Annotated in this window: 18 protein-coding genes; 12 read left to right on the top strand and 6 right to left on the bottom strand. The window is 64.6% G+C overall.

Translation table 11 applies throughout. The annotated features are described in order from the left end of the window. Positions 1 to 18 precede the first annotated feature (18 nt). Positions 19 to 924 carry a DMT family transporter gene (locus WH367_RS17560; RefSeq protein WP_339520165.1) on the bottom strand — a complete coding sequence of 302 codons (906 nt, stop codon included), beginning with the start codon at positions 922 to 924 and terminating at the stop codon, positions 19 to 21. A 508-nt stretch (positions 925 to 1,432) separates the two neighbouring features. Here WH367_RS17560 and WH367_RS17555 point away from each other — a divergent pair. From WH367_RS17555 to WH367_RS17535, 5 genes are all read left to right on the top strand, one after another. Further along, positions 1,433 to 2,383, top strand: a complete 951-nt coding sequence (locus tag WH367_RS17555) for a siderophore ABC transporter substrate-binding protein (protein WP_339537056.1) — start codon at positions 1,433 to 1,435, stop codon at positions 2,381 to 2,383. A gap of 37 nt (positions 2,384 to 2,420) precedes the next feature. Continuing rightward, entirely contained in the window at positions 2,421 to 3,452 is a 1,032-nt protein-coding gene (locus tag WH367_RS17550) for an ABC transporter permease (RefSeq protein WP_339537055.1), read from the top strand. 1 nt (position 3,453) lies between these two features. After that, a complete protein-coding gene (locus WH367_RS17545; protein ID WP_021028292.1) occupies positions 3,454 to 4,461 on the top strand; it encodes an iron chelate uptake ABC transporter family permease subunit in 1,008 nt (335 codons plus the stop codon). A gap of 15 nt (positions 4,462 to 4,476) precedes the next feature. Further along, on the top strand, positions 4,477 to 5,232 hold the full coding sequence (locus WH367_RS17540) for an iron ABC transporter ATP-binding protein (protein ID WP_339537054.1): 756 nt from the start codon (positions 4,477 to 4,479) through the stop codon (positions 5,230 to 5,232). Between the two features lie 72 nt (positions 5,233 to 5,304). Then, positions 5,305 to 5,652 (top strand): FHA domain-containing protein, encoded by a 348-nt coding sequence (locus WH367_RS17535; RefSeq protein ID WP_339537053.1) that lies wholly within the window; start codon positions 5,305 to 5,307, stop codon positions 5,650 to 5,652. A 36-nt stretch (positions 5,653 to 5,688) separates the two neighbouring features. On the opposite strand, the gene queA is transcribed toward WH367_RS17535, so the two are convergent. Next, positions 5,689 to 6,834 carry a tRNA preQ1(34) S-adenosylmethionine ribosyltransferase-isomerase QueA gene (gene queA, locus WH367_RS17530; RefSeq protein ID WP_339537052.1) on the bottom strand — a complete coding sequence of 382 codons (1,146 nt, stop codon included), beginning with the start codon at positions 6,832 to 6,834 and terminating at the stop codon, positions 5,689 to 5,691. 158 nt (positions 6,835 to 6,992) lie between these two features. Here queA and WH367_RS17525 point away from each other — a divergent pair, with 158 nt between their 5' ends. The 6 genes from WH367_RS17525 to WH367_RS17500 all read left to right on the top strand — a co-directional run bounded on the left by WH367_RS17525 (position 6,993) and on the right by WH367_RS17500 (position 19,473). After that, positions 6,993 to 8,549 (top strand): ABC transporter permease/substrate-binding protein, encoded by a 1,557-nt coding sequence (locus WH367_RS17525; protein WP_339537051.1) that lies wholly within the window; start codon positions 6,993 to 6,995, stop codon positions 8,547 to 8,549. 87 nt (positions 8,550 to 8,636) lie between these two features. Next, complete coding sequence (gene recG / locus WH367_RS17520; RefSeq protein WP_339537050.1) at positions 8,637 to 10,880, top strand: ATP-dependent DNA helicase RecG; 2,244 nt, start codon at positions 8,637 to 8,639, stop codon at positions 10,878 to 10,880. A 502-nt stretch (positions 10,881 to 11,382) separates the two neighbouring features. Next, complete coding sequence (locus tag WH367_RS17515; protein WP_021028298.1) at positions 11,383 to 12,351, top strand: LysR substrate-binding domain-containing protein; 969 nt, start codon at positions 11,383 to 11,385, stop codon at positions 12,349 to 12,351. A 169-nt stretch (positions 12,352 to 12,520) separates the two neighbouring features. Beyond that, positions 12,521 to 13,345 carry a phosphatase PAP2 family protein gene (locus tag WH367_RS17510; RefSeq protein WP_339537049.1) on the top strand — a complete coding sequence of 275 codons (825 nt, stop codon included), beginning with the start codon at positions 12,521 to 12,523 and terminating at the stop codon, positions 13,343 to 13,345. Positions 13,346 to 13,391: 46 nt separating this feature from the next. After that, positions 13,392 to 14,276, top strand: coding sequence for a 4-hydroxybenzoate octaprenyltransferase (ubiA, locus tag WH367_RS17505; protein WP_339537048.1), 885 nt, complete (start codon positions 13,392 to 13,394; stop codon positions 14,274 to 14,276). Between the two features lie 160 nt (positions 14,277 to 14,436). Next, entirely contained in the window at positions 14,437 to 19,473 is a 5,037-nt protein-coding gene (locus WH367_RS17500) for an ExeM/NucH family extracellular endonuclease (RefSeq protein WP_339537047.1), read from the top strand. Between the two features lie 252 nt (positions 19,474 to 19,725). Here WH367_RS17500 and WH367_RS17495 read toward each other — a convergent pair whose 3' ends face one another. The 3 genes from WH367_RS17495 to WH367_RS17485 all read right to left on the bottom strand — a co-directional run bounded on the left by WH367_RS17495 (position 19,726) and on the right by WH367_RS17485 (position 23,448). Beyond that, positions 19,726 to 21,006, bottom strand: a complete 1,281-nt coding sequence (locus tag WH367_RS17495) for an aspartate carbamoyltransferase (RefSeq protein ID WP_021028302.1) — start codon at positions 21,004 to 21,006, stop codon at positions 19,726 to 19,728. Positions 21,007 to 21,202: 196 nt separating this feature from the next. Then, the gene (gene proC / locus WH367_RS17490; RefSeq protein WP_339537046.1) at positions 21,203 to 22,036 is read right to left on the bottom strand and encodes a pyrroline-5-carboxylate reductase; all 834 of its coding nucleotides are present in this window, start codon (positions 22,034 to 22,036) and stop codon (positions 21,203 to 21,205) included. 137 nt (positions 22,037 to 22,173) lie between these two features. Next, positions 22,174 to 23,448, bottom strand: coding sequence for an esterase-like activity of phytase family protein (locus tag WH367_RS17485; protein ID WP_339537045.1), 1,275 nt, complete (start codon positions 23,446 to 23,448; stop codon positions 22,174 to 22,176). Between the two features lie 146 nt (positions 23,449 to 23,594). On the opposite strand from WH367_RS17485, the gene aqpZ reads away from it, so the two are divergent. Beyond that, positions 23,595 to 24,296, top strand: a complete 702-nt coding sequence (gene aqpZ, locus WH367_RS17480; protein WP_021028304.1) for an aquaporin Z — start codon at positions 23,595 to 23,597, stop codon at positions 24,294 to 24,296. Between the two features lie 69 nt (positions 24,297 to 24,365). On the opposite strand, the gene glpK is transcribed toward aqpZ, so the two are convergent. Beyond that, positions 24,366 to 25,859, bottom strand: a complete 1,494-nt coding sequence (gene glpK, locus WH367_RS17475; RefSeq protein ID WP_339537044.1) for a glycerol kinase GlpK — start codon at positions 25,857 to 25,859, stop codon at positions 24,366 to 24,368. Between the last annotated feature and the right edge of the window lie 9 nt (positions 25,860 to 25,868).

The following is a 25,868-nucleotide window of genomic DNA, read 5'->3' as shown; positions in this document are numbered from 1 at the left end:
TCTATGTGGCTGCAGGCATTAACGTGATTCGCGCACCGACAGCCAGGCGCTGAGCGCGCCGCCCAGTGCAATCGCCACCATGCCCAGCACCGCCCAGTGGTCGGGGATATGGCCATACAGCAGCCAGCCCGAGAACACGGCAAAGGGGATCTGGCTGTAGAGAAAGGGCGATATCGTGGCCGGCTTGGCATGCTCATAGGCCTTGAGCAGCATCAGGTGGCCAATGGTGCTGCCCACGCCCATGGCGAGCGCCGCCAGCCACAGCGCGGTGGTGCTGGGCATTTGCCAGAACCAGGGCAGGCTGGCGCTGGTCAGCACCAGCGCCAGCAAGCTGGTGTAGATCTGGGTGGTCACCGGCCGCTCCCGGCCGGCCATCTGGCTGCTGACGATCTGGTAGGCGGTGTTGGCTGCCAGCTGCAGCGCCGGCCAGATGAGCGCGCCGCCGCTGAAATTGGCACTGCCCGGGCGGATGATGACCACGGTGCCCAGAAATCCCATGGCCACCAGCACCCAGCGCAGCGGGCTGACGGGCTGCTTGAGCCACAGCGCCGCCACCAGGGTCATCGCCAGCGGCGTCATTGCGACGACGGCCGTGAACTCGGCCAGCGGCAGGTAGCGCAGGCTCATCATTGCGCAGGCATTGCTGCCGCAAAACAGCGCGGCGCGCACCACCTGGAAGCGCGGATGGCTGGTGTGGAACGCCGCACTGCCGTATTGGTAGACGCCCCAGCCGACGGTGAACACCGATTGCAATACATAGCGCAGCCACAGCGCCATCAAGAGCGGCAACAGCGCCCCCGCGTATTTGGAGCCGGTATCGAGCAGGCAGAAACAGGCGCAGGCAAACACCGTCAGCACAATGCCGGTGAGGGCCGAGCCTTCACCAGGGCGACGCGGGGGCGGGGTGCGGGTCGTCTCGGGCAGGCGGGCGGCGCTGTCCGCGGCAAGGGCAGGGGGGCTTATCAGGCCTTTGCCGGGTGGGGCAGAGGCAGTGGCAGGGGCTGTCGGGGGAGTCACGCGGGCAGGGGCACCATGCGGCGGCCGGTCTCCTGCGGAGTCGAAGGGCTGGCTTGGTGTGGCTCCATTGTAGAAAGCGGATGTCCGGTGGGGGCCCCGGCGTGGCGCTGTGGCTGCAGTTTTTGCGCCCCACTGTCCGATCAGGGACAGTGGGGCGGCTACTGGATCCTTCTGCGGGTTTGTACCCGCCTTGAACCGAGGGGAACAAAACAGCGTGTTACCATTCAAATGAGAACGATTCGCAAATGTGTCAGTTGTGTAAAGCCTCCGGGCGCAGCAGCTGGAGGGCATCAGGCGATATCTCCATTCCATCAACCGCTGGGGCTCAGCGTGCGGGCGCAAGAAAAACAGTAGCGATACGGTCTTGGGTCGGGTGCATGCAGGGGCTGCCGGCTTTCCGACCAAAGGATGTTCCATGTCGCGCTCCGCTCGCTCCACCGTCAACCGCCGCCAGTCGCTGCTGCAACTGGGTGCCTTGGTGACCCTGCCCTGGGCGGCAGGCGCCGCCCGGGCGCAGCAGACCCTGACGGTGCAGCAAGCGGGCGGCCCGGTGCAGATTCCGGTCAAGCCCAAGACCATCCTGGTGTTTGACCTGGCCGCGCTCGACTGCCTGCGCGCACTGGGCGCCGAGGTCAAGGGCGTGCCCGAGGTCGTGAAGTTCCCGCCGGTGCTGGAGCAGTACGCCAGCAAGGACTACACCCGCATCGGCAGCCTGTTCGAGCCCAACTACGAGGTGGTCAAGGGACTCAAACCCGATGTGATCGTCGCCGGTGGCCGCTCGGCCGCCAAGGTGACCGAGCTGGCCAAGATTGCGCCGACCTTGGACCTGACGGTGGACAACACCCAGCCGGTGGCCAGCGCTTTCAAGCATTTGAAGATTCTGGGCGAGATGGTAGGCAACGAGGCCCAGGCCCAGACCCTGATGGCCGCGATGCAGGCCGATATCGACAAGCTCAAGGGCCTGACGGCCAACAAGGGCGCCGGCCTGATGGTGATGACCAATGGCGGCAAGCTCAGCGCCTATGGCCCGGGCTCGCGTTTTGGCATGCTGCACGATGTCTATGGTATTCCCGCCGCCAACAAGGATATCAAGGTGGCCGGCCACGGCCAGGCGATCTCGTTCGAGTTCATCCTCAAGACCAACCCGGACTGGCTGTTTGTGCTGGATCGCGATGCCGCCATTGGCCGCGAAGGCGCATCGGCTGCCAAGCTGCTGGACAACCCGCTGGTCAATGCCACCAAGGCGGCCAAGAAAAAGCAGATCGTCTACCTGAACTCGGCCAACTGGTACCTGCTGGGCAATGCCAGCCCCGGCTCGCTGCATGACGATGTGACGCAGCTGATCAACGCCTTCTCCAAGGCCTGATTGGCGTGCTGAGCCAGCCCCTGTTGCGAGCCACAGCATGACGACCACGATTGAGATAGCGCCAGGCGGCGGGCGCGGCCTTGCGCTGCGGCCGCTGGCTTTTGCGCTGCCAGCCATCGCCTTGCTGGCGTTGCTGGCCTTTGTCAGCCTGCTGGTGGGCGTCAGCGATGTGTCGGTGACGACCTTGCTGCGCCTGTTCTCCCACAACGACGATGACCTGGCCACCCAGGTGCTGGTGGCCAGCCGCGTGCCCCGCACGCTGGCACTGCTGCTGGCCGGCAGCGCGATGGCGGTGGCCGGCCTGCTCATGCAGATGCTGGCGCGCAACCACTATGTCGAGCCCACGACCATGGGCACGGCGGAATCGGCCGGTATGGGCATGCTGTTCGGCATCCTGTGGTGGCCCGATATGCCGGTGTTCGGCAAGATGGGACTGGCGGCAGTGTTTGCGCTGGCGGGCACGGCCTTGTTCCTGGCGGTGCTCAGCCGCATACGGCTGCGCTCGGCGCTGATCGTGCCCTTGGTTGGCCTGGTGCTATCGGGCGTGATCGAATCGGCCACCACTTTTATCGCCTACCGCTTTGACCTGATGCAGGCGGCGCGCTCCTGGATGACGGCTGATTTCTCGGCCATCGTGCAGGGCCGCTATGAGATGCTCTGGCTGTCGCTGGGCATCACGCTGCTGGCGATGCTGGCGGCAGACCGCTTCACCGTGGCCGGCATGGGGCAGGAATTTGCCACCAACCTGGGGCTCAACTACAAGCGCCTGGTGGCCCAGGGCGTGCTGGTGGTGGCGGTTGTCACCGCGTCGGTGATCGTCACCGTCGGCATCATTCCCTTTGTCGGCCTGATCGTGCCCAACCTGGTGCGCCTGGTGGTGGGCGACAACGTGCGCAAATCGGTGCTCTGGGTGGCCTGGGCCGGGGCCTTGATGGCGCTGGCCTGCGACCTGATCGGCCGCGTGGTCATCGCTCCGTACGAGATACCAATCGGCACCGTGATGGGGGTGCTGGGCAGTGCGATGTTCCTGGCGCTGCTGCTGTCGCGCCGCAAGCGCATGGGAGGCTGAGATGAATACGTTGTCTACCTCGCCTGCCGCAGCGGCGCCTGCCACGGCACCCGTGTCCTGGTTGGGCACCCCGGCTCGGCGCCTGTGGCTGCTGCTGGCGCTGGCGCTGCTCGCCAGCCTCTACTTCATGACCAGCCAGGTGCAGGCCGAGTGGAGCTTTGTGCTGCCGCTGCGCGGCAAGAAGCTGGCAACCATGTGGACGGTGGCCTTTGCCATCGGCGTGTCCACCGTGCTGTTCCAGACGGTGACCAACAACCGCATCCTGACGCCGGCGGTGATGGGCTTTGACGCGCTGTTCCAGCTGATCCAGTCGGTGCTGGCCTTTACCTTGGGCGTGGCGGCCATGCAGATTCCGGAGCTCTCGCGCTTTGGCATGAATGTGGGGCTGATGGTGCTGCTGTCGACGAGCCTCTTTGTCTGGCTGTTCCGGGGCCAGGCCAGCAACCTGCATTTGCTGCTGCTGGTGGGCATTGTCGCGGGTATCTTTTTTCGCAGCCTCAACAACTTTGTCTGGCGCGTGATGGACCCCAATGAGTTCACCGTGCTGCAAGACCGCTTGTTTGCGAACTTCAACACCGTCTCGCTGCCCTTGCTGCTGCTGTCGCTGCCGGCGATTGCACTGGTGGGCGTCTGGGTCTGGCGCCAGCGCCATCTGCTCGATGTGCTGGCGCTGGGGCGCGAGGTGGCCGTCAACCTGGGCGTGAACTACCAGCGCTCGGTGATGGGCGTTTTGGTGGTGGTGGCGATTTTGGTGTCCATCTCGACCGCGCTGGTCGGGCCGGTGACCTTTTTTGGCCTGCTGGTGAGCAATATGGCCTACCAACTGATGCACAGCCACCAGCACCGCTACACCCTGGCCGGCTCGGTGCTGCTGGGGGGCTTGTTGCTGGTGGGCGGGCAGATGGTGCTCGAGCGCCTGTTTGGCTTCAACACCTCGCTGTCCATCGTGGTGGAGTTCCTGGGCGGACTGACCTTTATCTATCTCTTAGTGCGCAAGGCCAAGAGCTGAGCGCGGTGACCAGCCATGATTGAAACCGACAAGCTGCGCAAGACCCATGGCACCACGACGGTGCTGCACGACGTGAGCCTGCGCATTCCCCAAGGCCGGCTGACGGCCATCATCGGGCCCAACGGCGCGGGCAAATCGACGGCGCTGTCGCTCATCAGCCGGCTGATGCCGATGACCTCGGGCACGGTGCGCATCGAGGGCCAGGACATCACGACCACCGCCAGCGATGCGCTGGCGCGCGTGATGGCCATCTTGCGCCAGGACAACCAAAGCGCGCTGCGCCTGACGGTGCGCGATCTGGTGGCCTTTGGCCGCTTTCCGCATTCCAAGGGCCGGCTGACCGAAGAGGACCGCGTGCATGTGGATGCGGCGCTGAACTACTTGAAGCTCCAGCCGCTGGCCGAGCGCTTTCTCGATGAGCTCTCTGGCGGCCAGCGCCAGCGTGCCTATATCGCCATGGTTCTGTGCCAGAACACGCGCTACATCCTGTTTGACGAGCCGCTCAACAACCTGGACATGGCCCACGCTGTGGGCATGATGAAGCTGCTGCGCCAGGCGGTGCAGGATGCCGGCAAGACGGTGGTGGTGGTGCTGCATGACATCAACTTTGCCGCCAGCTATGCCGACCACATCATCGCGATGAAGGGCGGCGCGCTGTACTGCGAAGGGCCGCCCGAGGTCGTGGTGCGCGACGAGGTGCTCAGCGACCTCTATGAAATCCCCGTGCAGGTGCATGAGGTGGGCGGCCGGCGCTTTTGCGACTATTTCTGAATTGCGCCTTTGTTTGGTAGATTGGCGGCGGCGCATGCCACCCTGCAACGGCAACCACAGAAGGCACCTGCGATGGCAAAAGATATTCTGGTCAAGGACAAGAAGCGACTGAGCCTGCACACCTGGAGCGTGGAGGAGGGCTTCTCGACCATTGGCCGCGACCCCGGCAGCCGCTTTGTGCTGGACCACCCCAGTGTGAGCCGCAGCCACGGCGCGTTTTTTCTGCGCGAGCGCGCCGGCGTGCTGACCATCGAGGACCATGGCAGCACCAATGGCACCTTGGTCAACGGCGTGCCGGTCAAACGCAAGATTCTCTTCGCCGGCGATGTGGTGCAGATCGGCGATTTCCAGCTCTATATCCTGCAGGGATCGGCCGCGCAGGGGCAGTCCGGGCCTGCGCTGGGCAGCGGCCGGGCTTGAGTGGGCCTGGGCCCGGCTGGAACCCGGCCGTGGGCGTCAGGTCGCCGCAGGCGGCTGCTCGGTGGCCGCGTCGGCCGCAGCCGGCTCTTTCATGCGATGCAGCAGCATCGAGTCGCCATAGCTGAAGAAGCGGTACTCTTGCGCAATCGCGTGCTGGTACAGACCCATGATGTGCTCATAGCCGGCAAAGGCGCTGACCAGCATCATCAGGCTGCTCTTGGGCAGGTGAAAGTTGGTGACCAGCATGTCGACCACGCGGAACGGGAAGCCGGGCGTGATGAAGATATTGGTGTCGTCCGAGAGCTGGCCGGTGCGGGCCCAGGATTCCAGCGTGCGCACCGTGGTGGTGCCCACCGCAATGACCCGGCCACCGCGCAGGCGGCAACGCTCCAGCGCCGCCAGGGTGGGCAGCGGAATGTTGTACCACTCGCTGTGCATCTGGTGGTCTTTGAGGTTCTCGGTCTTGACCGGCTGGAAAGTGCCCGCGCCCACATGCAAGGTCACGCTGGCGCGCTCCACGCCCTTGGCTTCCAGCGCCGCCAGCACCTTTTCGTCAAAGTGCAGCGCGGCGGTGGGGGCGGCCACGGCGCCGGGGTTCTTGGCAAACACGGTCTGGTAGCGCTGCTCGTCCTCGGCCTGGTTGGGGTCCTGGCCGGTCTGCTGCTCGCGCTCAATATAAGGGGGCAGGGGGATGTGGCCGTGCTGCTGCATCAGCTCCCAGGGCGATTCGCCGTTGGGGCCGCTCAGGCGCAGGCGGAACAGCGCGCCCATCTCGTTGGGCCAGCGGCCCAGCAAGGTGGCATCAAAGCCACCGGCCTTCTTGCCACCCATCATGTGCAGCACGCCGCCCACGGCCGGCTTCTTGCTGACCTTCATGTGCGCGACGACTTCGTTGTCCTGCAGCACGCGCTCGATCAGCAGCTCGATCTTGCCGCCGCTGGATTTCTCGCCAAAGATGCGCGCCTTGATCACCTGGGTGTCGTTGAAGACCAACAGATCACCGGCCTGCAGCAGATCGGGCAGCTCGTGGAAGCGGCGGTCCACCAGGCCGGGCTCGCGTGCATCCAGCAGGCGGGAGCCGCTGCGCTCGGCAGCCGGGTGTTGGGCAATCAGTGCGTCGGGCAGTTCGAAATCGAAATCGCTCAGCTGAAATGTGCGGCGGGCACCGGAGAAGGCAGTCATCGTTGGCTCATGCAGGCGGAACACACCCGCAGCTCACAGGGATCAAAACAAGGGGGCGATTGTGCCACCGCCGCAGAGGCGTAGCAGGCTGCGCGGGCTTGGGGGCGTTGGTGGTCGCCTCCTACGTGCTGGGGCGGCGCAGTTGCTATAGTGGCCCGATGCAACGTCTTCGCCACTTGATGACCGTCTGGCTGGTCTGGGTTCTGGGCGCGCTGGCGGCCCCCACTGCCAGTGCCGCGCAGGAGGAAACGCTGCGCGTGGGCTCCAAGCGTTTTACCGAATCCTATGTGCTGGCCGAGATCATGGCGCAGCAGGCCCAGGCCGCTGGCGTCAAGACCCAGGTGCGCCAGGGCCTGGGCAATACCGCCATCGTCTACGAGGCGCTGCGCTCCGGCCAGATCGATGTCTACGCCGAGTACAGCGGCACCATTGCGCTGGAGATTGCCAAGCATGCCAAGGGCAGCGACCTGGCATCGCTGAACGAAGCGCTGGCGCCGCTGGGCTTGGCGGTGGGTGTTCCCCTGGGCTTTAACGACGGCTATGCGCTGGCGATGCGCCGCAAGCAGGCCGAGGAGCTGGGCATCCGCAGCCTGAGCGACCTGGCGCGCCACAGCGAGCTGCGCTATGGTCTGTCGAACGAATTCATCGGCCGGGGCGATGGCTGGCCGGGCTTGGCCCAGCGCTATAGCCTGCAGGCCAAGCCCCAGGGGCTGGACCATGGCCTGGCTTATGAAGCCATCACGCAGCAGCACATCGATGTGATGGATATCTACACCACCGATGCCAAGATTGATCACCTGGGCCTCTTGGTGCTGGAGGATGACAAGGCCTATTTCCCGCGCTATGACGCGCTGCTGCTCTACCGCCAGGACCTGCCCCTGCAAAAGCCGGTGGCCTGGGCCGCGCTGCAAAAGCTGCAGGGCCGGATCAGCGAAGCGGCGATGATTGGCATGAACGCCCAGGCCGAGCTGAAAGGCCAGGGCTTTGCCGAGATTGCCAAGCAGTTTCTGGCGGGCGGGGCGCTCCAAGCCCAGGGATCGGCGGCAAGCGACCAGAAGGCCGCCGCACAGCCCAGCTTCGCCTCGCGGCTGTGGGCGCGTCTGGTGGCCCCTGATCTGTGGCGGCTGACCGCGCAGCACCTGGCGCTGGTGCTCATATCGGTAGGGGTGGCGGCGCTGATGGCGGTGCCTGCCGGCATCATGCTGTTTCCGCATGCACGCTCGCGGGCCTTGGCGCTGGGCGCTGCCGGGGTGCTGCAGACAATTCCGTCGCTGGCGCTGCTGGCGGTGCTGATCGCCTGGTTTGGCGTGATCGGGCGGCTGCCGGCGCTGGTGGCGCTGACGGCCTATTCCATCTTGCCTATTCTGAGCAACACCTGCGCGGGCCTCGCGGAGGTATCGCCGGGTTTGCGCAGCGCGGGCTCGGCCCTGGGCATGACGCGGCCGCAGCGCATGCGCTGGGTGGAGCTGCCGATTGCGATGCCCACCGTGGTGGCGGGTATCCGCACCGCCTGCGCGATCGGCATTGGCACGGCCACGATTGCGGCCTTTATTGGTGCAGGCGGCCTGGGTGAGCGCATTGTGACGGGTCTGGCACTGAACGACAGCGCGCTGATGATGGCTGGCGCCTTGCCCGCTGCGGCGCTGGCGCTGCTGTCTGAGCTGGTGTTTGAGCTCTGGGAGCGCTATCTGCGGCGCCGTCGCGTGCGGCGCTGATGCTGCGGGCGGCCTGCAGAGGCACTGTCTTTTTAACCAGTCGTGCGGCAAAGCATGCCAGAATGCAGCATTGCTGAAACTGCCTCCATGTCTGCTGCCACGCCCGCCAACTCTGCTGATGACGCCGCGCCCGCCAAGGGGCGCAAGCCTGGCCGGCCGCGCAAGCTAGCGGTGGCGACGCCTGGTGCAGCGCCTGCCGCCAGCGCCACCAATACCGCAAATGGCCCAGCGAAGACCCCTGCCAAGAACCCGGCCCAGCAAGCGCTGGCCAAGCTGGGGCTGACGCGCGATATCGACCTGGCCCTGCACCTGCCACTGCGCTACGAGGACGAGACCCGCATCATTGCGCTGCGCAATGCGCGCGACGGCGAGGTCGCACAGATCGAGGCGACGGTGGTGTCGGCCGATGTGCAGCTGCGCCCGCGCCGCCAGCTGGTGGTGCGGGTGGAAGACACCAATGGCGACCCCTGCGAGCTGCGCTTTTTCAGCTTCTACCCTTCGCACCAAAAGACCATGGCCGTGGGCAATACCTTGCGCATCCGGGGCGAGGTCAAGGGGGGCTTTTGGGGCCGGCAAATGCTGCACCCGGCCTTTCGCCTGGCCGGTGGCGAGCTGCCCCAGTCGCTCACCCCCGTCTACCCCACCACGGCAGGGCTGTCCCAGCCCTATCTGCGCCGCGCGGTGATCAGCGGCGTGCAGCGCGCTGACCTGAGCGAAACCCTGCCACCCGGTGTGGACCTGCCCTATGCCCGCTACCAGGGCGAGGGCGGCCTGGGCCGTGCCTACAGCTTGCGCGAGGCGCTACAGTTTTTGCACCACCCCACACCGGATGTGGCGCTGGCCACCTTGGAGGACCACAGCCACCCGGCCTGGCAGCGCCTCAAGGCCGAGGAGCTGCTGGCCCAGCAGCTGTCGCAGCTGACGGCCAAGCGCGAGCGCGACCGCCTGCGCGCACCGGCGCTGGTGGCGCAGCGCATGGCCGATGGCAGCCTGAACCTGCATGAGCAGTTTCTGGCTGCGCTGCCCTTTGCGCTGACCGGGGCGCAGCGCCGGGTCTGCGAGGAAATTGCGCGCGACCTGGGGCGCAACATACCGATGCACCGCCTGCTGCAAGGCGATGTGGGCTCTGGCAAGACCATTGTGGCGGCGCTGTCGGCGGTGATCGCCATCGATGCGGGCTGGCAGTGCGCGTTGATGGCGCCGACCGAAATCCTGGCCGAGCAGCATTTTGCCAAGCTGGTGGGCTGGTTGGAGCCGCTGCTGGCGCCACGCGGCCTCAAGGTGGCCTGGCTGGCCGGTGCGCAAAAGAAAAAGCAGCGCGCTGAGATGCTGGCCCTGGTCGAGAGCGGCGAGGCCGCGCTGGTGGTGGGCACGCATGCCGTTATCCAGGACCAGGTGCAGTTCAAGAAGCTGGGGCTGGCCGTCATCGACGAGCAGCACCGCTTTGGCGTGGCCCAGCGCCTGGCGCTGCGGCAAAAGCTGCTGTCCACCGGCATGGAGCCGCATATGCTGATGATGAGCGCCACACCCATCCCGCGCACCTTGGCGATGAGCTATTACGCCGACCTGGATGTGTCCACCATCGACGAGCTGCCCCCGGGCCGCACGCCGGTGGTCACCAAGCTGATCAGCGACAGCCGGCGCGATGAGGTGGTCTCGCGCATTGCCGACCAGATTGCCCAGGGGAGGCAGGTCTACTGGGTCTGCCCGCTCATTGAAGAGAGCGAGGCGCTGGACCTGTCCAATGCCACCGCGACCCATACCGATCTGAGCGAGGCGCTTCCCGGAGTCATGGTGGGTCTTTTGCATTCGCGCATGCCGACGGCCGAGAAAAAGGCGGTCATGGCTTTGTTCAGCGAAGGGGTGATGGGCGTGCTGGTCTCCACGACGGTGATTGAAGTGGGCGTCGATGTGCCCAATGCCAGCCTGATGGTGATCGAGCATGCCGAACGCTTTGGCCTGAGCCAGCTGCACCAGCTGCGCGGCCGGGTGGGGCGGGGCGCTGCCGCATCGGCCTGCGTGCTGCTGTACGCGGTGGGGGACAACGGCAAACTGGGCGAAACGGCCAAGGAGCGCTTGCGGGCGATGGCCGAAACCTCGGATGGTTTCGAGATTGCCCGGCGCGATCTGGAGATCCGGGGGCCGGGCGAGTTTCTGGGCGCGCGCCAGTCGGGGGCGCCGTTGCTGCGCTTTGCCGATCTGGAGGCCGACAAGCATCTGCTGGAATGGGCGCGGGAGCTGGCACCGCAGATGCTGGACCGCTGGCCGGATCTGGCGGCCAGCCATGTTTTGCGCTGGCTGGGCGGCAAGGCCGAGTACCTCAAAGCTTGAAAACTAGTACATAGCTACCAGTTAGGTTGCATGGCAGCATTGCAAACAAGATTCAAAAGTTGCAAAAACACGACGAAATTTAGGTAAATATTGATTGATTCGTGCTATGGGTGCTGCGCAAAATGATGATGGTGTTGCTTGAATAGAGGATGGTAAACGCATCCTGTAACTGGATTTATGGCGTATTGCGGTGGCAAAAATCGCAAATATGCCTTATGAAACAGGGAGGTAGCGAAGCAAGTAGGTGCATGACTATGTAGCATTGTGTAAATACCAGCATCCATATTTACCTACGTGGGCGGTGAGCAAGCGCTTGCATTTGACGCATAATAGATTAATGCTATTTTTGTTGTCGATCATTGGTACCCATGGTGCTCCGGAATAGAGTACAACTCATAGCTTGCGGTTCTGATGAAACACAGTGTGGCACTTTGTCCTCTTGGAGCTATAGCCAGGCGGTGCACAGGCCATGCACAATACGCGATTCGCACTAAAAACTGACATGACACTTACAGAGCTCAAATATATTGTTGCTGTCGCCCGTGAAAGGCATTTCGGCCGCGCCGCTGATGCCTGCTACGTGTCGCAACCAACCTTGTCTGTCGCCATCAAAAAGCTGGAGGAAGAACTCGAGGTCAAGCTGTTTGAACGCAGTGCCTCGGAAGTGTCGGTCACCAGTTTGGGTGACCAGATCGTGCGCCAGGCGCAAATCGTGCTGGACCAGGCCGCAGCGATCAAGGAAATTGCCAAACGCGGCAAGGACCCGCTCGCCGGTGTGCTCACCCTGGGTGTGATCTACACCATCGGCCCATATTTGCTGCCCGAGCTGGTGCGCCAGTCCATCGAGCGCACGCCGCAGATGCCGTTGATGATCAACGAGAACATGACCGCCAAGCTGCTGGAAATGCTGCGTACCGGTGAGATCGACTGCGCCATCGTGGCCGAGCCCTTCCCCGATACCGGTCTGGCCATGGCCCCGCTGTATGACGAGCCCTTCTTTGCGGCCGTGCCCAGCGTGCACCCGCTGGCCACGCGTGACAGCATCTCGGCCAGCGAGCTGAAGAACGAAACCATGCTGCTGTTGGGCGCTGGCCACTGCTTCCGTGACCATGTGCTCGAAGTCTGCCCCGAGTTCGCCCGCTACTCCAGCAACACCGAAGGCATCCGCCGCACCTTTGAAGGCTCGTCGCTCGAGACCATCAAGCACATGGTGGCTGCCGGCATGGGTGTGACCCTGGTGCCCCGCCTGTCGGTGCCCAAGGATGCGCTGGAAAAGGGTGTGCGCCGCCGCAAGTCGGACGAGACCCATATCCGCTACATCCCGCTGACCGACGAGATCAACGACGAAGCACCCAAGCGCCGCGTGGTGCTGGTGTGGCGCCGCAGCTTTACCCGCTACGAAGCCATCGCCGCGCTGCGCAATGCCATCTTCGCCTGCAACCTGCCAGGCGTGACCATGCTGCAAGCCTAAAGCGCGCTGCACGGTTTCTTTTGGACCCCATGCACGGCATGCCTGCATGGGGTTTTGTATTTTCTGGGGTGTTGTGAACGTGTTGTCTGTGTTGTTGCCGCTGCGGCGGCTGTTGTCGTTGGCCGCTGCCCGAGGTCTGTGCCGCCAGGGTCTGAGTTTTGCTGCTCTGATGCTTTTCGGTGCCGAGCAAGCGATGGCCCAGAGCAGTCAGCTGCCTGGGGGATCGGGCATTGTCTTTCAGGTCTTGGCCATGCTGGATGCCTGGATGCCGGCGCTGCTGGTTACCTGGTTGCTGGCAGGGGCGCTGGTTTGGCGCTGGCTGCCGCGCAGGCAGACGGCCGTGCTGTATGCCGCCAAGCAGTCCGTGGGCATGCCCTTGAGCGTGGCAGCGGGCTGCCTGCTGGTGTTTGCGATGCTGGCCTGGGTGGTGGTCTACCCGGAGCATGCCGGCCATGCCCGCTTGATGGCGGCCGATGCAGGGGCTCAGCAGTGGGCGCAAGACCATGTCTCGGCGCCGGTGCGTGAGGTTCTGCATGTGCTGACCGCTGCGGGCGATGTGCGCTGGCTGGTGGTCATGGTGCTGCTGGTTGCGGGCTGGTTGGCGCTGGGCGCGCAGTGGCATGCCTTGTGGGCCTGGGTGTTTTTTATCGGCCTCAATGGCCTGGCGGTGCGCCTGCTGAAAAACCTGCTGGACCGCGCCCGCCCCGAGGTGCTCCATGAGATGCTGACATCGGGCGCCAGCTTTCCCAGCGGCCACACCTCCGGCGCCGTGGTGGTCTATGGCCTGCTGTGGCTGGTGCTGCGCGGCCGGCTCTCGCCTGCTGCAAGCCGCGCTCTGGCCTGGGTCTGCGCTGTCCTGGTGGCCATCATTGCGCTCAGCCGCATCCTGCTGCAGGCACACTTTGCCAGCGATGTGATCGCTGGCGCATTGTTGGGCCTGGCCTGGTGCGCGCTGGCGGCCCTGGTGCTGGGACGGGGTGCGCGCCAAAATTGACAAAGAGAGGGCACAGGGTAGCGCTGTGAGGCTATGCTTGCCCCCTATGTCTGATGCTGCCCATCCCTCCATCTCGCTGTCTGAGCGCTTTGCGCTGTACCTGGATCTGATCCGCTTCAACCGGCCTGCCGGCTGGCTGGTGCTGGTCTGGCCTACCTTGGTGGCGTTGTGGGCGGCGTCGGGGGGCTTTCCGGGCTGGCACCTGGTGCTGGTGTTTGTGCTGGGCACATTTCTGATGCGCAGCGCCGGCTGCTGCATCAATGACATTGCCGACCGCAAGTTCGACCGCCATGTCAAACGCACGGCGCAGCGCCCCATCACCACGGGCAAGATTTCGGTGTTCGAGGCGGCGATGGTCGGCGTGGTCCTCACTTTGCTGTCGCTGGCACTGGTGCTGACCACGCGCTGGGAAGCGGTGGCCTGGTCGGTGCCTGCGGTGCTGTTCACCATCCTCTACCCATTTACCAAGCGCTTCTTTGCAATGCCCCAAGCGTTCTTGGGTATCGCCTTCAACTTTGGGGTGCTGATTGCATTTGCCGCCGTGCAAGGCCAGGTGCCGATGATGGCCTGGCTCTTGTGGCTCGCCAATATGTGCATGGTGCTGGCCTATGACACCGAGTACGCGATGGTCGACCGCGATGACGATCTGAAAATCGGCATGAAGACCTCGGCCATCACCTTGGGCCGTTTTGATGTTGCCGCCATCATGGCCTTCTTTGTGGTCTGCCTGGGCCTGACGGTGCTGGCGCTGGCTCCCTTGCAGCTGGCCTGGCCCTGGTGGCTGGGTGTGGCCGTGGCAGCCGCGCAGATGCTGTGGCACTACAGCCTTATCCGCCAGCGCACGCGCGAAGGCTGCTTTACGGCCTTCAGCAAAAGCCATTGGATTGGTGTGAGCCTGTTTGCCGGCGTGGCGCTTGCCTTTGCGCTGTGACCGGGTGGTGACAAGGGCGGCAATGTCGGTTTTTGGGAACGCTTACAGTTCCTGACACGGAGCTTTCATCGCCAGCGGCGACAAACGGAGGTTGTTTGCCACTCCCTCCTAAGCTGTCATGTTTGCTCTTCGCTCGATTTCGTCTGCATGCCGCGCCAGCGTGCGTGCATCCCAGGGCCTCTCGCTCGCCGCTGCCTTGCTGCTGGCTGCCAGCGTGCTGCCCGCTTCTGCACAGACCACCCTTGCCGCTGGTGAAGTGGCGGTGGTCGGTTTTGCTTCTACCTCACCCGATTCGGTCAGCTTGGTCTTGCTGCGTGATGTGGAGGCGGGTACCGAGATCCGTATTACTGATAACGGCTGGACCAGTGCTGGTGCATTTCGTACCGGCGAAGGTGTGCTGACCTGGCAGGCTACCACGGCACTGTCTGCTGGCACGGTCGTAACCATTACCTCCGCAGACAAGAACCCTCGCGCTGTCAACTATGGCTCTATCGCAGTCAAGGGCGCCTTCGATCTGTCCGGCTCTGGCGACAGTCTGCTGGTCTACCAGGGTGATGAGGCAGCTCCCAAGTTTCTGTATGCGTTGAACAACGTGACGGGCGGCACCTGGGACGGCGATGCCACCAATACCAACACCTCGGCGTTGCCACCAGGTCTGGTCAATGGCAGTACCGCGATTGCACTGGTCAAACAAAACAACTTTGCTTACGACACCACCAAGGGCGCTACTGAAGGCACCGCCACCGAGCTGCTGTCTGCCATCAGCACCGCCGCGAACTGGAAGGGTGGCGGCACGGCGCCTACGGCGATGACCGTGGTCGACCCGGATGCCGGTGAGACGGCAATGTTCACCCCGCTGCCCGCCACCACGGCCGGCAGCTCGGATGCCTCTGCCGGCATTGCACTCGACGCCAGCTACATGGTGGTGGGCGACGACGAAGGCAATGTGCTGCGCGTCTACCCCCGTGGCGGCGGTGTAGCGATCAAGGAGTGGGAGTTTGGCAGCCTGCTGGGGCTGAGCAAGGAGCTGGATCTGGAGGCCGGCACGCGCATCGGCAACACGCTGTATTTCACCGGCTCGCACAGCAACAAGTCCGATGGCAGCGAGGCAGACAACCGCGAGCACCTGTTTGCGGTCGATGTATCGGGCACCGGCGCCAACACGGAATTTACCTTCAAGGGCTCCTACGGTGCTCTGGAGACGCAGCTGACCACCTGGGACCGCACCAATGCCCATGGCAAGGGCGCCAACTACTACGGCTTTGTGGCTTCGTCGGCCGACAAGGTGCCACCCGAGTCCGCTGCAGGTTTCTCGATCGAAGGCATGGCGGCCACTGCTGATGGCCAGCTGCTGCTGGGCTTTCGCGCGCCGCTGGCCAGCGCGCAGCTGCGCAACCGCGCACTGATCATCCCGATCACCAACCCTGCCGCCATGGTGGCGGGCACTGCGCCTGTGCTGGGCGCGCCCATCGAGCTGAACCTGGGCGGGCGCGGCATTCGCGATATGCAGCGTACCGATGACGGCAAGTTCCTGATCCTGGCCGGCCCTCCGGGCAAGGCCGATCCCGCTGTCAACACGAACTTTGCATTCTTTGTCTGGGATGGCCCGGGCACCACCGTTGTGCAGCAACTGGACAATGTGCTGGACAACCTGCTGCGCAGCACCGGCGGCAGTTTTGAGACCCTGGTCAGCCCCACCAGCACCACGCAAGGCACGACCGTGCAGCTGCTGCAGGACAATGGCGACACCATCTGGCCGGGCAAAGGCTCGGTCTCCAAGGATCTGCCTTTTGCAGACCAGCAGTTCCAGGGCAATACCGTCAAGCTCGGTGGCCCCGTCGCTGCCGACACCACCGCCCCGGTGCTGCAAAGCACCAGCCCGCTGCAAAATGCGGTGGAGGTCGGCAAGACGGCGGTGGTGCGCCTGCAGTTCAGCGAAACCGTGCAGCGCGGCAGCGGCAATATCTCGCTGATGGACGGTAGCACGGTGGTCGCCACGGTGCCGATGACCGATGCGCAAGTGACCATCGATGGCAGCGCGCTGAGCTTCAAGTACAGCGCGGGCTACCAGCCCGGCAAGACCTACAGCCTGGTGCTGCCCGCCGCTGCGGTGCAGGACACGGCCGGCAATGCCTTGGCCGCCGAGCAGAAGCTGAGCTTTACCATCAGCAATGCCGTGGCAGCGACTGCCAAGGTGCTGATCTCCGAGGTCAACTCCAATGCCGATGGTGGCGATTTCTTTGAGCTGTACAACTACGGCACTACGCCCGTGGACCTGACGAACTGGGGCTGGACCGACAGCAGCGGCGCAGTGCCGAGCAGCTTCCCTGGCGGCACCAGCCTGGCCGCCGGTGCGCGACTGGTGGTGTTGAACGAGACCACGCCCGAAGCCTTTCGCACTGCCTGGGGTCTGGATGCCGGCACGGCCGTCATCCTGGTCGCCGGCCAAGGCCTGGGCAAGGGTGATGCCGTCCTGGTGTACGACGCGAATGGCTTCGTTGCTGCGGCGATGAACTATGGCAGCAAAGCACTTCCGGCGACCGACGGTTCGACTGTGGCGCCTGCCAAGAATTCCAGCGGAACGGCCGTCTCGACCAGTGACCACGCTGGCGCTGCGGTGCGCAATGCGGGCACCACGGTAGGCAATGGGGTGTCGGCCGTTTGGGATGGCAAGTCTACGTCCGAGCCGCGCTATACCGCTGCTGCTGTCGGTGTGCTTGACGGCTTTGCCCAGCCTTCGACGCCCGCCAACATTGGCTCGCCCGGCTACGCGCAGAACCTGGCGCCCGTGGTCACGACCCCCATCTCGGCCGTGCAAGGCTCGGGCGATGAGTCGCCACTGATGGGCCAGTCTGTAACGGTGCGCGGCATCGTGACCGCCTACTTGCCTGACCTCAGCGGCTTCTACATCCAGTCGCTGCCTGAAGACGACGACAAGAATGTCGAGACCTCCGAAGCCGTGTTTGTGTTCTACGGCAACACGCCCATTGCCGGCATCAGCGCCGACAGCGTAGGCCAGGCTGTGCAACTGACCGCCTCGGTCACCGAATACAGGGGCCTGACCCAACTGGGCGGCAGCATTCTGAACTTCAGCGTGCTCAATGGCGGCGCCAAGCAGGCGCTGCCTGCGATGGTGGAGCTGAGTTTGCCGATGCCCGCCTATGCGAACTGGGAGCGCTACGAAGGCATGCGTGTGCGCATCACCGGCAGCACCGGCCCGCTGGTGGTGACGGACAACTACTACCTGGGCCGCTATGGCACCGTCAGCCTGAGTGACTCCGCCAAGCTGGTGCAGTACACCGAGCTGAATGCGCCCAGTGTGGCGGGTAACAGCGCCTACATGGAGACCGTCAAGCGCAGCCATATCGTGCTGGACGATGGCAGCAGCAAGCAAAACCCGGCCACCGTACTGGGGCGCAATGGCCAGGATCTGAGTGCCAGCAATACCTTGCGTGCCGGCGACAGCACCCCGGCGATTGAGGGCATTCTGGACCAGTTCATCGACACGACGGTCGGCGCCCACCAGACCAGCTACCGCGTGCAGCCGCTGCAAAAGCCGGTCTTTACCGGCGCAGCGCGCCCCACGGTGGCGGACCTGCAGCAGGCCATCGGCAGCCCCACGGTCAAGGTGGCCTCGGCCAATGTGCTGAACTATTTCAGCACCTTGGGTACCACCAAGTTCAACAACCCCTATGGTGATTCGCTGGAAGGCCGGGGTGCGGACAATGCGATTGAGCTGACCCGCCAAACCGACAAGATCGTCAGCAACCTGCTGGGTCTGGATGCCGATGTCTACGGTCTGATGGAGATCCAGAACAACGGCTTTGGCGCCGGCAGTGCCTTGGCTGCGCTGACCAAAGCCCTGAACGACAAGCATGGCAGCGAGGTCTATGACTATGTGAAGGGCCCCTTCAATGCGGGTGGCGGCAAGACGGCAGTCGCTGCCGGCCATGATGCGATCTCCGTCGCGGTGATCTACCGCAAGGACCGCGTCGCCCCCGTGGGCGTGCCGGCCGTGCCCGATGAGGCGCAGTACGATGCCTTCAACGCCACCTATGGCAACCGCGTGCCCCTGGCCCAGACCTTCGAGAAGACGCTGGCCGGCGGCGGCAAGGACCAGTTCACCGTGGTGGTCAACCACTTGAAGTCCAAGGGCAGTGTCAACGATCCCGATATCGGTGACGGCCAGGGTGCCAACAACCAGTCGCGCAAACGTGCCGTCGAGCAGCTGCAAGCCTGGCTGCAAGGCAACCCGACGCAAGCGGGCAATGGCAAGAATGTGCTGATGGGCGACTTCAACGCCTATGCCAAGGAAGACCCCATCTCCTATCTGGAAGGTCATGGCTACCAGAAGCTGGGCGCGGGCCAGTACTCGTACAGCTTCCAGACGCTGTGGGGATCGCTCGACCATGTGCTGGTCAGCTCGGCGCTCGCCAGCCAGGTGGGCAATGTGGTGAAGTGGCAGATCAATGCGGAAGAGCCTCCGGTCATCGACTACAACACCAACTTCAAGAGCGCTGCGCAAGTCAGCTCGTTCTACGCGGCCGATGCCTACCGCTCCAGCGACCACAACCCGATTGTGCTGGGCCTGAACCTGGAGGGCAGGCCTGTCGATCCCGAGCCAGAGCAGAACTTTGAGGTGGAGCTGCCAGCCGCTGGCGGCAGCGCTGCGGTGCAGTGGACCAGCGCGGACGCCTGCCGCCTGGCCCAAGCGCCGGTCGCTGTTTCGGCTGCCTCGCTGGGCACCTTGCCCCAAGGCCTGAGCGTGCCTTACGGCGCCCTGCAATGGACGGCCACCGGCTGCGCGATGGGTGGCAATGGCACGATGAGCATCGAGTACCCAGCAGCCCTGCCGGCCAATGCCAAGTACTGGAAGTACGGCCCCACCAAGGCCAACACCACGCCGCATTGGTACAACCTGCCATCGACCGTAAACGGCAATACGCTGACCGTGCAGATCGTCGATGGTGGTGATGGTGATGACGACATGGTTGCGAACGGCCAGATCGCCGATCCCGGTGGTGCTGGCTGGCTGGCTGATGTGCCGGTTGACCCAGGCACTCCCGTCGATCCCGGCACGCCAGGCGCTGGCAGCGCTGTGCCGGTGCCGACCCTGGGCCTGTGGAGCCTGCTGAGCCTGAGCGGCTTGCTGGGTCTGCTGGCTGCGGGCCGCCGCCGTCTCGGTCTGAGCCGCTAAGCGCAAGCAGCCCTTGCGGCCCTGGGCCGCAGGGGGCTCACCCGCTACCCAGGACTTGCTTGCAAGTCCTTTTTTCATGCCGGGCTGGCCGTGGTGTAACGGCGAAAAACGCACCGAGCGCAGACAAAAAAGCGGCCATCGATAGATGGCCGCTAACACTGGAGTCGCAGGAAAAAAACGTTAATTTTTTCGAAGCAGGTCGTGGAGGCTTCGAAAAAATGTCTCAAATCATGGTGTTGTGTAAGGCAGAGTTTAATCCAAAGTATCAAACACTGCATCATCCGGGCCTACAAAAGCCGGAGAACGCCAGGTGACATCGCGCAAATTACGGGCAATCTGGCTCTCGACGCCCATCAAAACGGCAAACAAAGCCATGCGCACAGGGATGCCATTGTCGGTCTGGCGGAAGATCGCCAGGCGCGGATCCAGGTTCAAATCGGTGGACAGATCGTTGGCACCGGCGCGGGCATCGCGCGGCAGCGGGTGCATGATGATGGTGTCCGGTTTGCAGACCGCATCGACCAGCGATTTCTGCACCTGGAACTCGGGCGTGTAGCCCTCGATGTTCTCACCGGCAAAGCGCTCCTTCTGGATGCGCGTGGCGTAGACCACGTCGGCGCCCTTGAGGTCTTGCAGCGAGGTCGAGACCTCCACCACATGGCCATTGGTCGAGGCCAGCTCGATCAGGTAGGCGGGCATCTCCAGCGAGCTGGGCGAGATCAGGGTGAACTTCATGCCCTTGTAGAGCGACAGCAGGCGGATCAGCGAATGCACCGTGCGGCCGTACTTCAGATCGCCCACCATCGCGATATGGGCGCCGTCCATCAGCTTGCCCAGGCGCGAGAACTCGCGCTGGATGGTGTACATGTCCAAAATCGCCTGGCTGGGGTGCTCGCCGGGGCCGTCGCCGGCGTTGATGACGGGGATGTTGGTGGCACGTGCAAACTCGGCGACCGAGCCTTGCTCGGGGTGGCGAATGACCAGCGCATCGACATAGCCGGCCATCACGCGGCTGGTGTCATAGATCGATTCGCCCTTGGCCATCGACGAGAAGGTAAAGCCGGTGGTGTCGCAGACCGAGCCGCCCAGGCGGCTGAAGGCGGCGCCAAAGCTCACGCGGGTGCGGGTGCTGGCCTCAAAGAACAGGCTGCCCATGACGGCGCCTTCGAGCACACGGCAGACCTTGTGGCGGCGGGCAATGGGCTGCATCACATCGGCGATGCGGAACAATTCTTCCAGGCTTTCGCGCTCGAGCTGGGCCACCGACAGCAGCTGCGGCCGGCCATCGGCCGACATGCGCTCGGCCAGCGGGCGGTGGTGCTTCTGGGCGTCATGGCCCTCGGCTTCGCGGAACAGGATCTCGGAGACAAACTTCTGCGCCATGTCGGGCATGGCGCGGGCTTCGCCCGAGGCCTCGGGCAGCAGCCAGGTGTCCAAGGTGCGGCGGCGCACGCCCAGGCGCTCGGCAAAAGCGTCGCGCGTCAAGTTCAAACGGCGCATTGCGTCGCGAAGAAAATCCTGTTGGCTGTCCATGACCTGGCTCCGTGCAAAGGTGTGAATGCGGCTGGATTATACGCTTTGCGTTTGACTTCTGTGTGAAATATACGCAATGCGTTTTTAATTTGTCGCAGATGGCACGGTGGCCCTTGCAGGCCCGGGGGGCCAGGCCCCAGGCCGCAATGCCAGGGCGCACCGCCTTCACCTGGGGCGGCGCGCTGGCTGCGGCGTTTTAACCGCCGAACTCGTCGCCCAGCGCCTTGGCGCGGCGCTCGGCGGCATGCATGGCGCCGATGAAGTGGGCGGCGATATCGGCAGCCCGCATGTGCTCCAGCGCAGCAAAGGTGGTGCCGCCCTTGCTGGTAACGCGCTCACGCAGCACCGAAGGGGCTTCGCCCGACTGCGCGGCCAGGGCCGATGCGCCGCTGAAGGTGCCGATGGCCAGCTGCAGCGCCTGCTCGGCGGGCAGGCCCATCTCCACGCCGGCTTGCTGCATGGCCTCGAGGAAATAGAACACATAAGCAGGGCCCGAGCCAGAGAGTGCGGTGACGGCGTCGAGCTGCGACTCCTGCTGCACCCAGACCAGCTGGCCGGTGGTGGTGATGATCTGCTCGGCCAGCTGCTGCTGTGCGGCACTCACCTGCGGGCGCGCAAACAGCCCCGTCATGCCCTGGCCCACCAGCGCCGGGGTGTTGGGCATGGCGCGCACGATCTGGTCATTGCCCAGCCACTGGGCAATGCTGTCGCTGCGGATGCCGGCGGCCACGCTCAGGTGCAGCGCATGGCGGCTGTGGTCGGCCACGGCGGCAGCGGCCTGGGCAAAGGTTTGCGGCTTGACGGCCCAGACAATGACCTGCGCCTGCGCCAGGCGGCTGTCAGCGGCGGGCAGCGCGGTGATGCCAAATTGCTGCTGCAGCACTTGGCGCTGGGGCTCGTAGGGCTCGACGACCTGGATGCGGTCTTGGGGCAGGCCCTGGCGGATCAGGCCGCCGATGATGGCGCTGGCCATGTTGCCGCCGCCGATGAAGGCGATGGCGGGAAATTGGGACAGATCGGTAGTGGACATGGCGGCAGGTGCAAACAAAGAGAGAGGGGCAAAAACCAGCGCGTGCTGCTGTGGCTGCCACTATAGCGGCGGCCCGCGCAAAGCTCAAACCGCTGGCGCGGCAAGCCATGCGGGGCGCACAGGTTTTGCTATCAATTTCAATTGCGATGCGATTGCTCGGCCTGGCCGGATGTGTTGCCCGATGCGCCGGTGCAGACCGTTGTCTCGACCAGCGCCAGAAGCTGCGTGACCTGGGCAGGGTTGAAGTTGTTGTCGCTGACCAGCAGCAGCACGCGCTCGCCGCTGGCCAGGCGCGGGCCCCAGGTCATGCCTTCGAGGTTGTCCACGGTGCGCAGGCCCAGCTGCGCAAAATCCAGCAGCAACTCCTTGTGGGCGGGGGTGTATGCCGCGTCCTGCAGCGCATCGATGGCCAAGGTGTCGCTGGCCTCCTGGGTGTTGATGCGGTAGAGGCGTGCAGAAAAACCGGCGCCCAGCACATAGGCGCGCTCGAGCACCAGCAGGTGGTCGGGCCCATCGGCCAGGATTTCGCTCACGCCATTGATCGCAATGAGTGGCAGCAGCAGGTTGTCCTTGGGCAGCGCGTCGGGGATATAGGCGATCTGGCGCACAGGCTGCTGGCTGGCCAGGTCGTACTGGGTGATGCGCAGCGGCCCGCCAGTCTGGCCCCGGCGCGGCAGCGGGCCGTCCTGGCGCAAGGCGCCTTCCATCGATAGCCAAAGGCTGCGCTGGTCCTCGCTGATCGCGATGCCCTCCAGGGTCATGTTGTTGCGCGGGCCCCGGCCGGTTTCGGGCTGCAGCGGGCCTTGCAGCTGCGCGGGCAGTGTCCAGGTTTGTTGCCAGCTGCCATCGAGCCCGGCCTGCTGCAGCGAGGGGCCAAAGCCCCGTGCAAAGTCGCCTTCGCTGCTCCAGGCCACGCTGCGCCCACCGGGCAGCAGCCGCAGCGCTTCGGGGTCAGGCACGGCCGTGTCCGCTGCCGCCGTCCGGCTGCTGGGGTAGGGCCTGCCTGCCGGTGTCTGCAGGTACTGCTGGTCGGTGATGCTGACCTGCTGCAGGCCGCTGGCGTCGTAGCGGATACGGGCCCGGTACCAGCGGGCGCTGTCCTTGGCTGAGCGGTCATCGCTCACCAGGTAATAGCTGCCATCGGCAGGGTTGTAATCGATCGACGAGAGCCCGCCGATGGGCACACCGGCCCAGTGGGTGTCCAGCGGCCAACGCTGCTCGCCCAACAGTTGCAGGGCCGGGGTGCCAGGGGCATGGCAGGCGACGGCACCTGGGGTGTTGGGGGATGGAGAGATGGGGGCCTGGGCGGGCTCCGGAGAGGTCTTGCAGCCGGCCAAAAGCAGCAGCACAACAGAGAGCGACAGCGCGTTGAATAGACCGAACGAATAATGTATTTGAGTCTTGATTTTCATAGCATTTTCAGCAAGTGTAGCGCGCTTGTTGCACCAGCAATTGTTGACATTTTCAAACGCGGCTCGCTCCTTATCATCTCGGCTACTAGGGCTCGCCTGTGTGTGCGTTGCATGCCGCGGGTCTGACTGATGAAGGGGTAAGAGAAATGACATCCAACCTGCAAAAATGGTCGGCGGAATGCCTGGGTACGTTCTGGCTGACCTTTGGCGGCTGCGGCAGCGCGGTGCTGGCCGCTGCTTTTCCTGAAGTGGGTATTGGCCTTTTGGGCGTGTCGCTGGCCTTTGGCCTGACGGTGCTGACCGGCGCCTATGCCTTTGGCCCGATCTCGGGCGGCCATTTCAACCCGGCCGTCTCGGTCGGCTTGACGGTGGCCGGGCGCTTCAAGGCCTCGGATCTGCCGGGCTATATCATTGCCCAGGTGCTGGGTGCGATCGTGGCGGCCGGCCTGCTGTACCTGATTGCCAGCGGCAAGGCAGGCGCGCAGGTCACCGATCTGGCCACCAATGGCTTTGGTGAACACTCGCCAGGCAAGTTCTCGATGCTGGCCGCGCTGCTGACCGAGGTGGTGCTGACGGCGGTGTTCCTGCTGGTGATCCTGGGCTCGACCACGAAGAAGGCGGCCGTGGGCTTTGCCGGCATGAGCATTGGCCTGTGCCTGACCTTGATCCACCTGATCTCGATCCCCGTGACCAATACTTCGGTCAACCCTGCACGCAGCACCGGTCCTGCGCTGTTTGGCCCCGCCATCGCGTTGGAGCAGCTGTGGCTGTTCTGGCTGGCGCCGATTGTGGGTGCCGTGATCGGTGCGCTGATCCACCGCGCCTTGCTGCGTGGCGACGAGGAATAAGCGGATCCCATTGAAGGCATAGACAACAACAGGGGCTGCGGCCCCTGTTGTCGTTTTGGGAGAAGTGGCTTAGCGCGCCGTGGTCTGGCGCACCGCCTGTTCCCAGCGTGCCATCAGCGCATCGGCGCGCGCCTTGTCCTGCGTGGGCATAAAGCGGCGCTCGGCCTTCCATAGTGCCGACAGCTCTTCGCTGTTTTGGTAGATGCCGGTGGTCAGGCCCGCCAGGTAGGCGGCGCCCAGCGCAGTGGTCTCCACGCAGGCCGGGCGCACCACCGGAATGCCCAGCAGATCGGCCTGGAACTGCATCAGCAGGTTGTTGACGCTGGCGCCGCCATCCACGCGCAATTCCGTCACCGGTTGGCCGCCGTTGGCGACGGCATCGAGGCTCATGGCCTGCAGCAGCGCGGCGCTTTGGTAGGCAATGGATTCCAGCGCAGCCCGCGCAATATGGGCCACCGTCGTGCCCCGGGTCAGGCCGGTGATGGTGCCTCGGGCATCGGCATCCCAATAGGGCGCGCCCAGGCCGGTAAAGGCGGGCACCATCATCACGCCACCGCTGTCGGGCACGCTCTCGGCCAGCTGCTGCACCTGCCCGCTGTGCTCAATGGCGCGCAGGCCATCGCGCAGCCACTGCACGACGGCGCCGCCGACAAAGACGCTGCCTTCGAGTGCAAACTGCGGGCGGGTGTCGGTCTGCGCGGCGCTGGTGGTCAGCAGGCCATTGCGCGAGGGGTGGAACTGCGCTCCGGTGTGCATCAGCATGAAGCAGCCGGTGCCATAGGTGTTCTTGGCCATGCCCGGCGCAAAGCAGGCCTGGCCAAACAGCGCGCTTTGCTGGTCGCCGGCCATGCCGCCGATGTGGATGGCCGCGCCCAGCACCTGCGCGGCGGTATCGCCAAAATGGCTGGCCGAGGGCTGCACCTCGGGCATCAGCGAGCGCGGGATGTGCAAGAGGTCCAGCAGTTCCTGGTCCCAGGTATTGCTGTGCACGTTGAACAGCATCGTGCGGCTGGCGTTGCTCACATCGGTGACATGGCGCTGGCCCTGGGTCAGCTGCCAGACCAGCCAGGTGTCGACCGTACCAAAGGCCAGCTCGCCGCGCTCGGCAGCAGCGCGCGCGCCGGGCACATGGTCCAGCAGCCACTGCAGCTTGGTGCCCGAAAAATAGGCATCGACCAGCAGGCCGGTTTTTTCCTGGATCAGCGCGGCATGGCCATCGGCGCGCAGCTGGGCGCAGACGGGCTCGGCGCGGCGGTCCTGCCAGACCAGCGCATTGTGGATGGGCTGGCCGGTCTTGCGGTTCCAGACGATGGTGGTCTCGCGCTGGTTGGTGATGCCCAGGCTGGTGACCTGGCTGGCGCTGATGCCGGCGGCCTTCAGCGCCTCCTGCGCCGTGGCCAGCTGCGTGCCCCAGATCTGCATCGGGTCGTGCTCCACATGCCCGGGGCGGGGGTAGATTTGCGGCAGCTCGCGCTGCGCCTGGGCCACGATGGCGCCCTGGCGGTCAAACACGATGGTGCGGGAGCTGGAGGTGCCCTGGTCCAGAGCGAGCAGATAGGTCATGTCTCAAGG

The sequence above is a fragment of the Comamonas sp. MYb21 genome (assembly GCF_037479395.1).
Taxonomy (GTDB): domain Bacteria; phylum Pseudomonadota; class Gammaproteobacteria; order Burkholderiales; family Burkholderiaceae_C; genus Comamonas.
Note: the sequence above shows the minus strand (reverse complement) of the source record. Positions and strands in the feature narration are given on the sequence as shown.

Excerpts from the sequence above, each read along its gene's own strand:
- WH367_RS17555 (WP_339537056.1), top strand. The coding sequence starts at position 1,433 with ATGTCGCGCTCCGCTCGCTCCACCGTCAACCGCCGCCAGTCGCTGCTG.
- proC (WP_339537046.1), bottom strand. The coding sequence starts at position 22,036 with ATGTCCACTACCGATCTGTCCCAATTTCCCGCCATCGCCTTCATCGGC.
- WH367_RS17535 (WP_339537053.1), top strand. The coding sequence starts at position 5,305 with ATGGCAAAAGATATTCTGGTCAAGGACAAGAAGCGACTGAGCCTGCAC.
- WH367_RS17540 (WP_339537054.1), top strand. The coding sequence starts at position 4,477 with ATGATTGAAACCGACAAGCTGCGCAAGACCCATGGCACCACGACGGTG.
- glpK (WP_339537044.1), bottom strand. The coding sequence starts at position 25,859 with ATGACCTATCTGCTCGCTCTGGACCAGGGCACCTCCAGCTCCCGCACC.
- WH367_RS17495 (WP_021028302.1), bottom strand. The coding sequence starts at position 21,006 with ATGGACAGCCAACAGGATTTTCTTCGCGACGCAATGCGCCGTTTGAAC.
- ubiA (WP_339537048.1), top strand. The coding sequence starts at position 13,392 with ATGTCTGATGCTGCCCATCCCTCCATCTCGCTGTCTGAGCGCTTTGCG.
- recG (WP_339537050.1), top strand. The coding sequence starts at position 8,637 with ATGTCTGCTGCCACGCCCGCCAACTCTGCTGATGACGCCGCGCCCGCC.
- WH367_RS17515 (WP_021028298.1), top strand. The coding sequence starts at position 11,383 with ATGACACTTACAGAGCTCAAATATATTGTTGCTGTCGCCCGTGAAAGG.
- WH367_RS17545 (WP_021028292.1), top strand. The coding sequence starts at position 3,454 with ATGAATACGTTGTCTACCTCGCCTGCCGCAGCGGCGCCTGCCACGGCA.
- WH367_RS17510 (WP_339537049.1), top strand. The coding sequence starts at position 12,521 with ATGCTTTTCGGTGCCGAGCAAGCGATGGCCCAGAGCAGTCAGCTGCCT.
- WH367_RS17525 (WP_339537051.1), top strand. The coding sequence starts at position 6,993 with ATGCAACGTCTTCGCCACTTGATGACCGTCTGGCTGGTCTGGGTTCTG.
- WH367_RS17485 (WP_339537045.1), bottom strand. The coding sequence starts at position 23,448 with ATGAAAATCAAGACTCAAATACATTATTCGTTCGGTCTATTCAACGCG.
- queA (WP_339537052.1), bottom strand. The coding sequence starts at position 6,834 with ATGACTGCCTTCTCCGGTGCCCGCCGCACATTTCAGCTGAGCGATTTC.
- aqpZ (WP_021028304.1), top strand. The coding sequence starts at position 23,595 with ATGACATCCAACCTGCAAAAATGGTCGGCGGAATGCCTGGGTACGTTC.
- WH367_RS17550 (WP_339537055.1), top strand. The coding sequence starts at position 2,421 with ATGACGACCACGATTGAGATAGCGCCAGGCGGCGGGCGCGGCCTTGCG.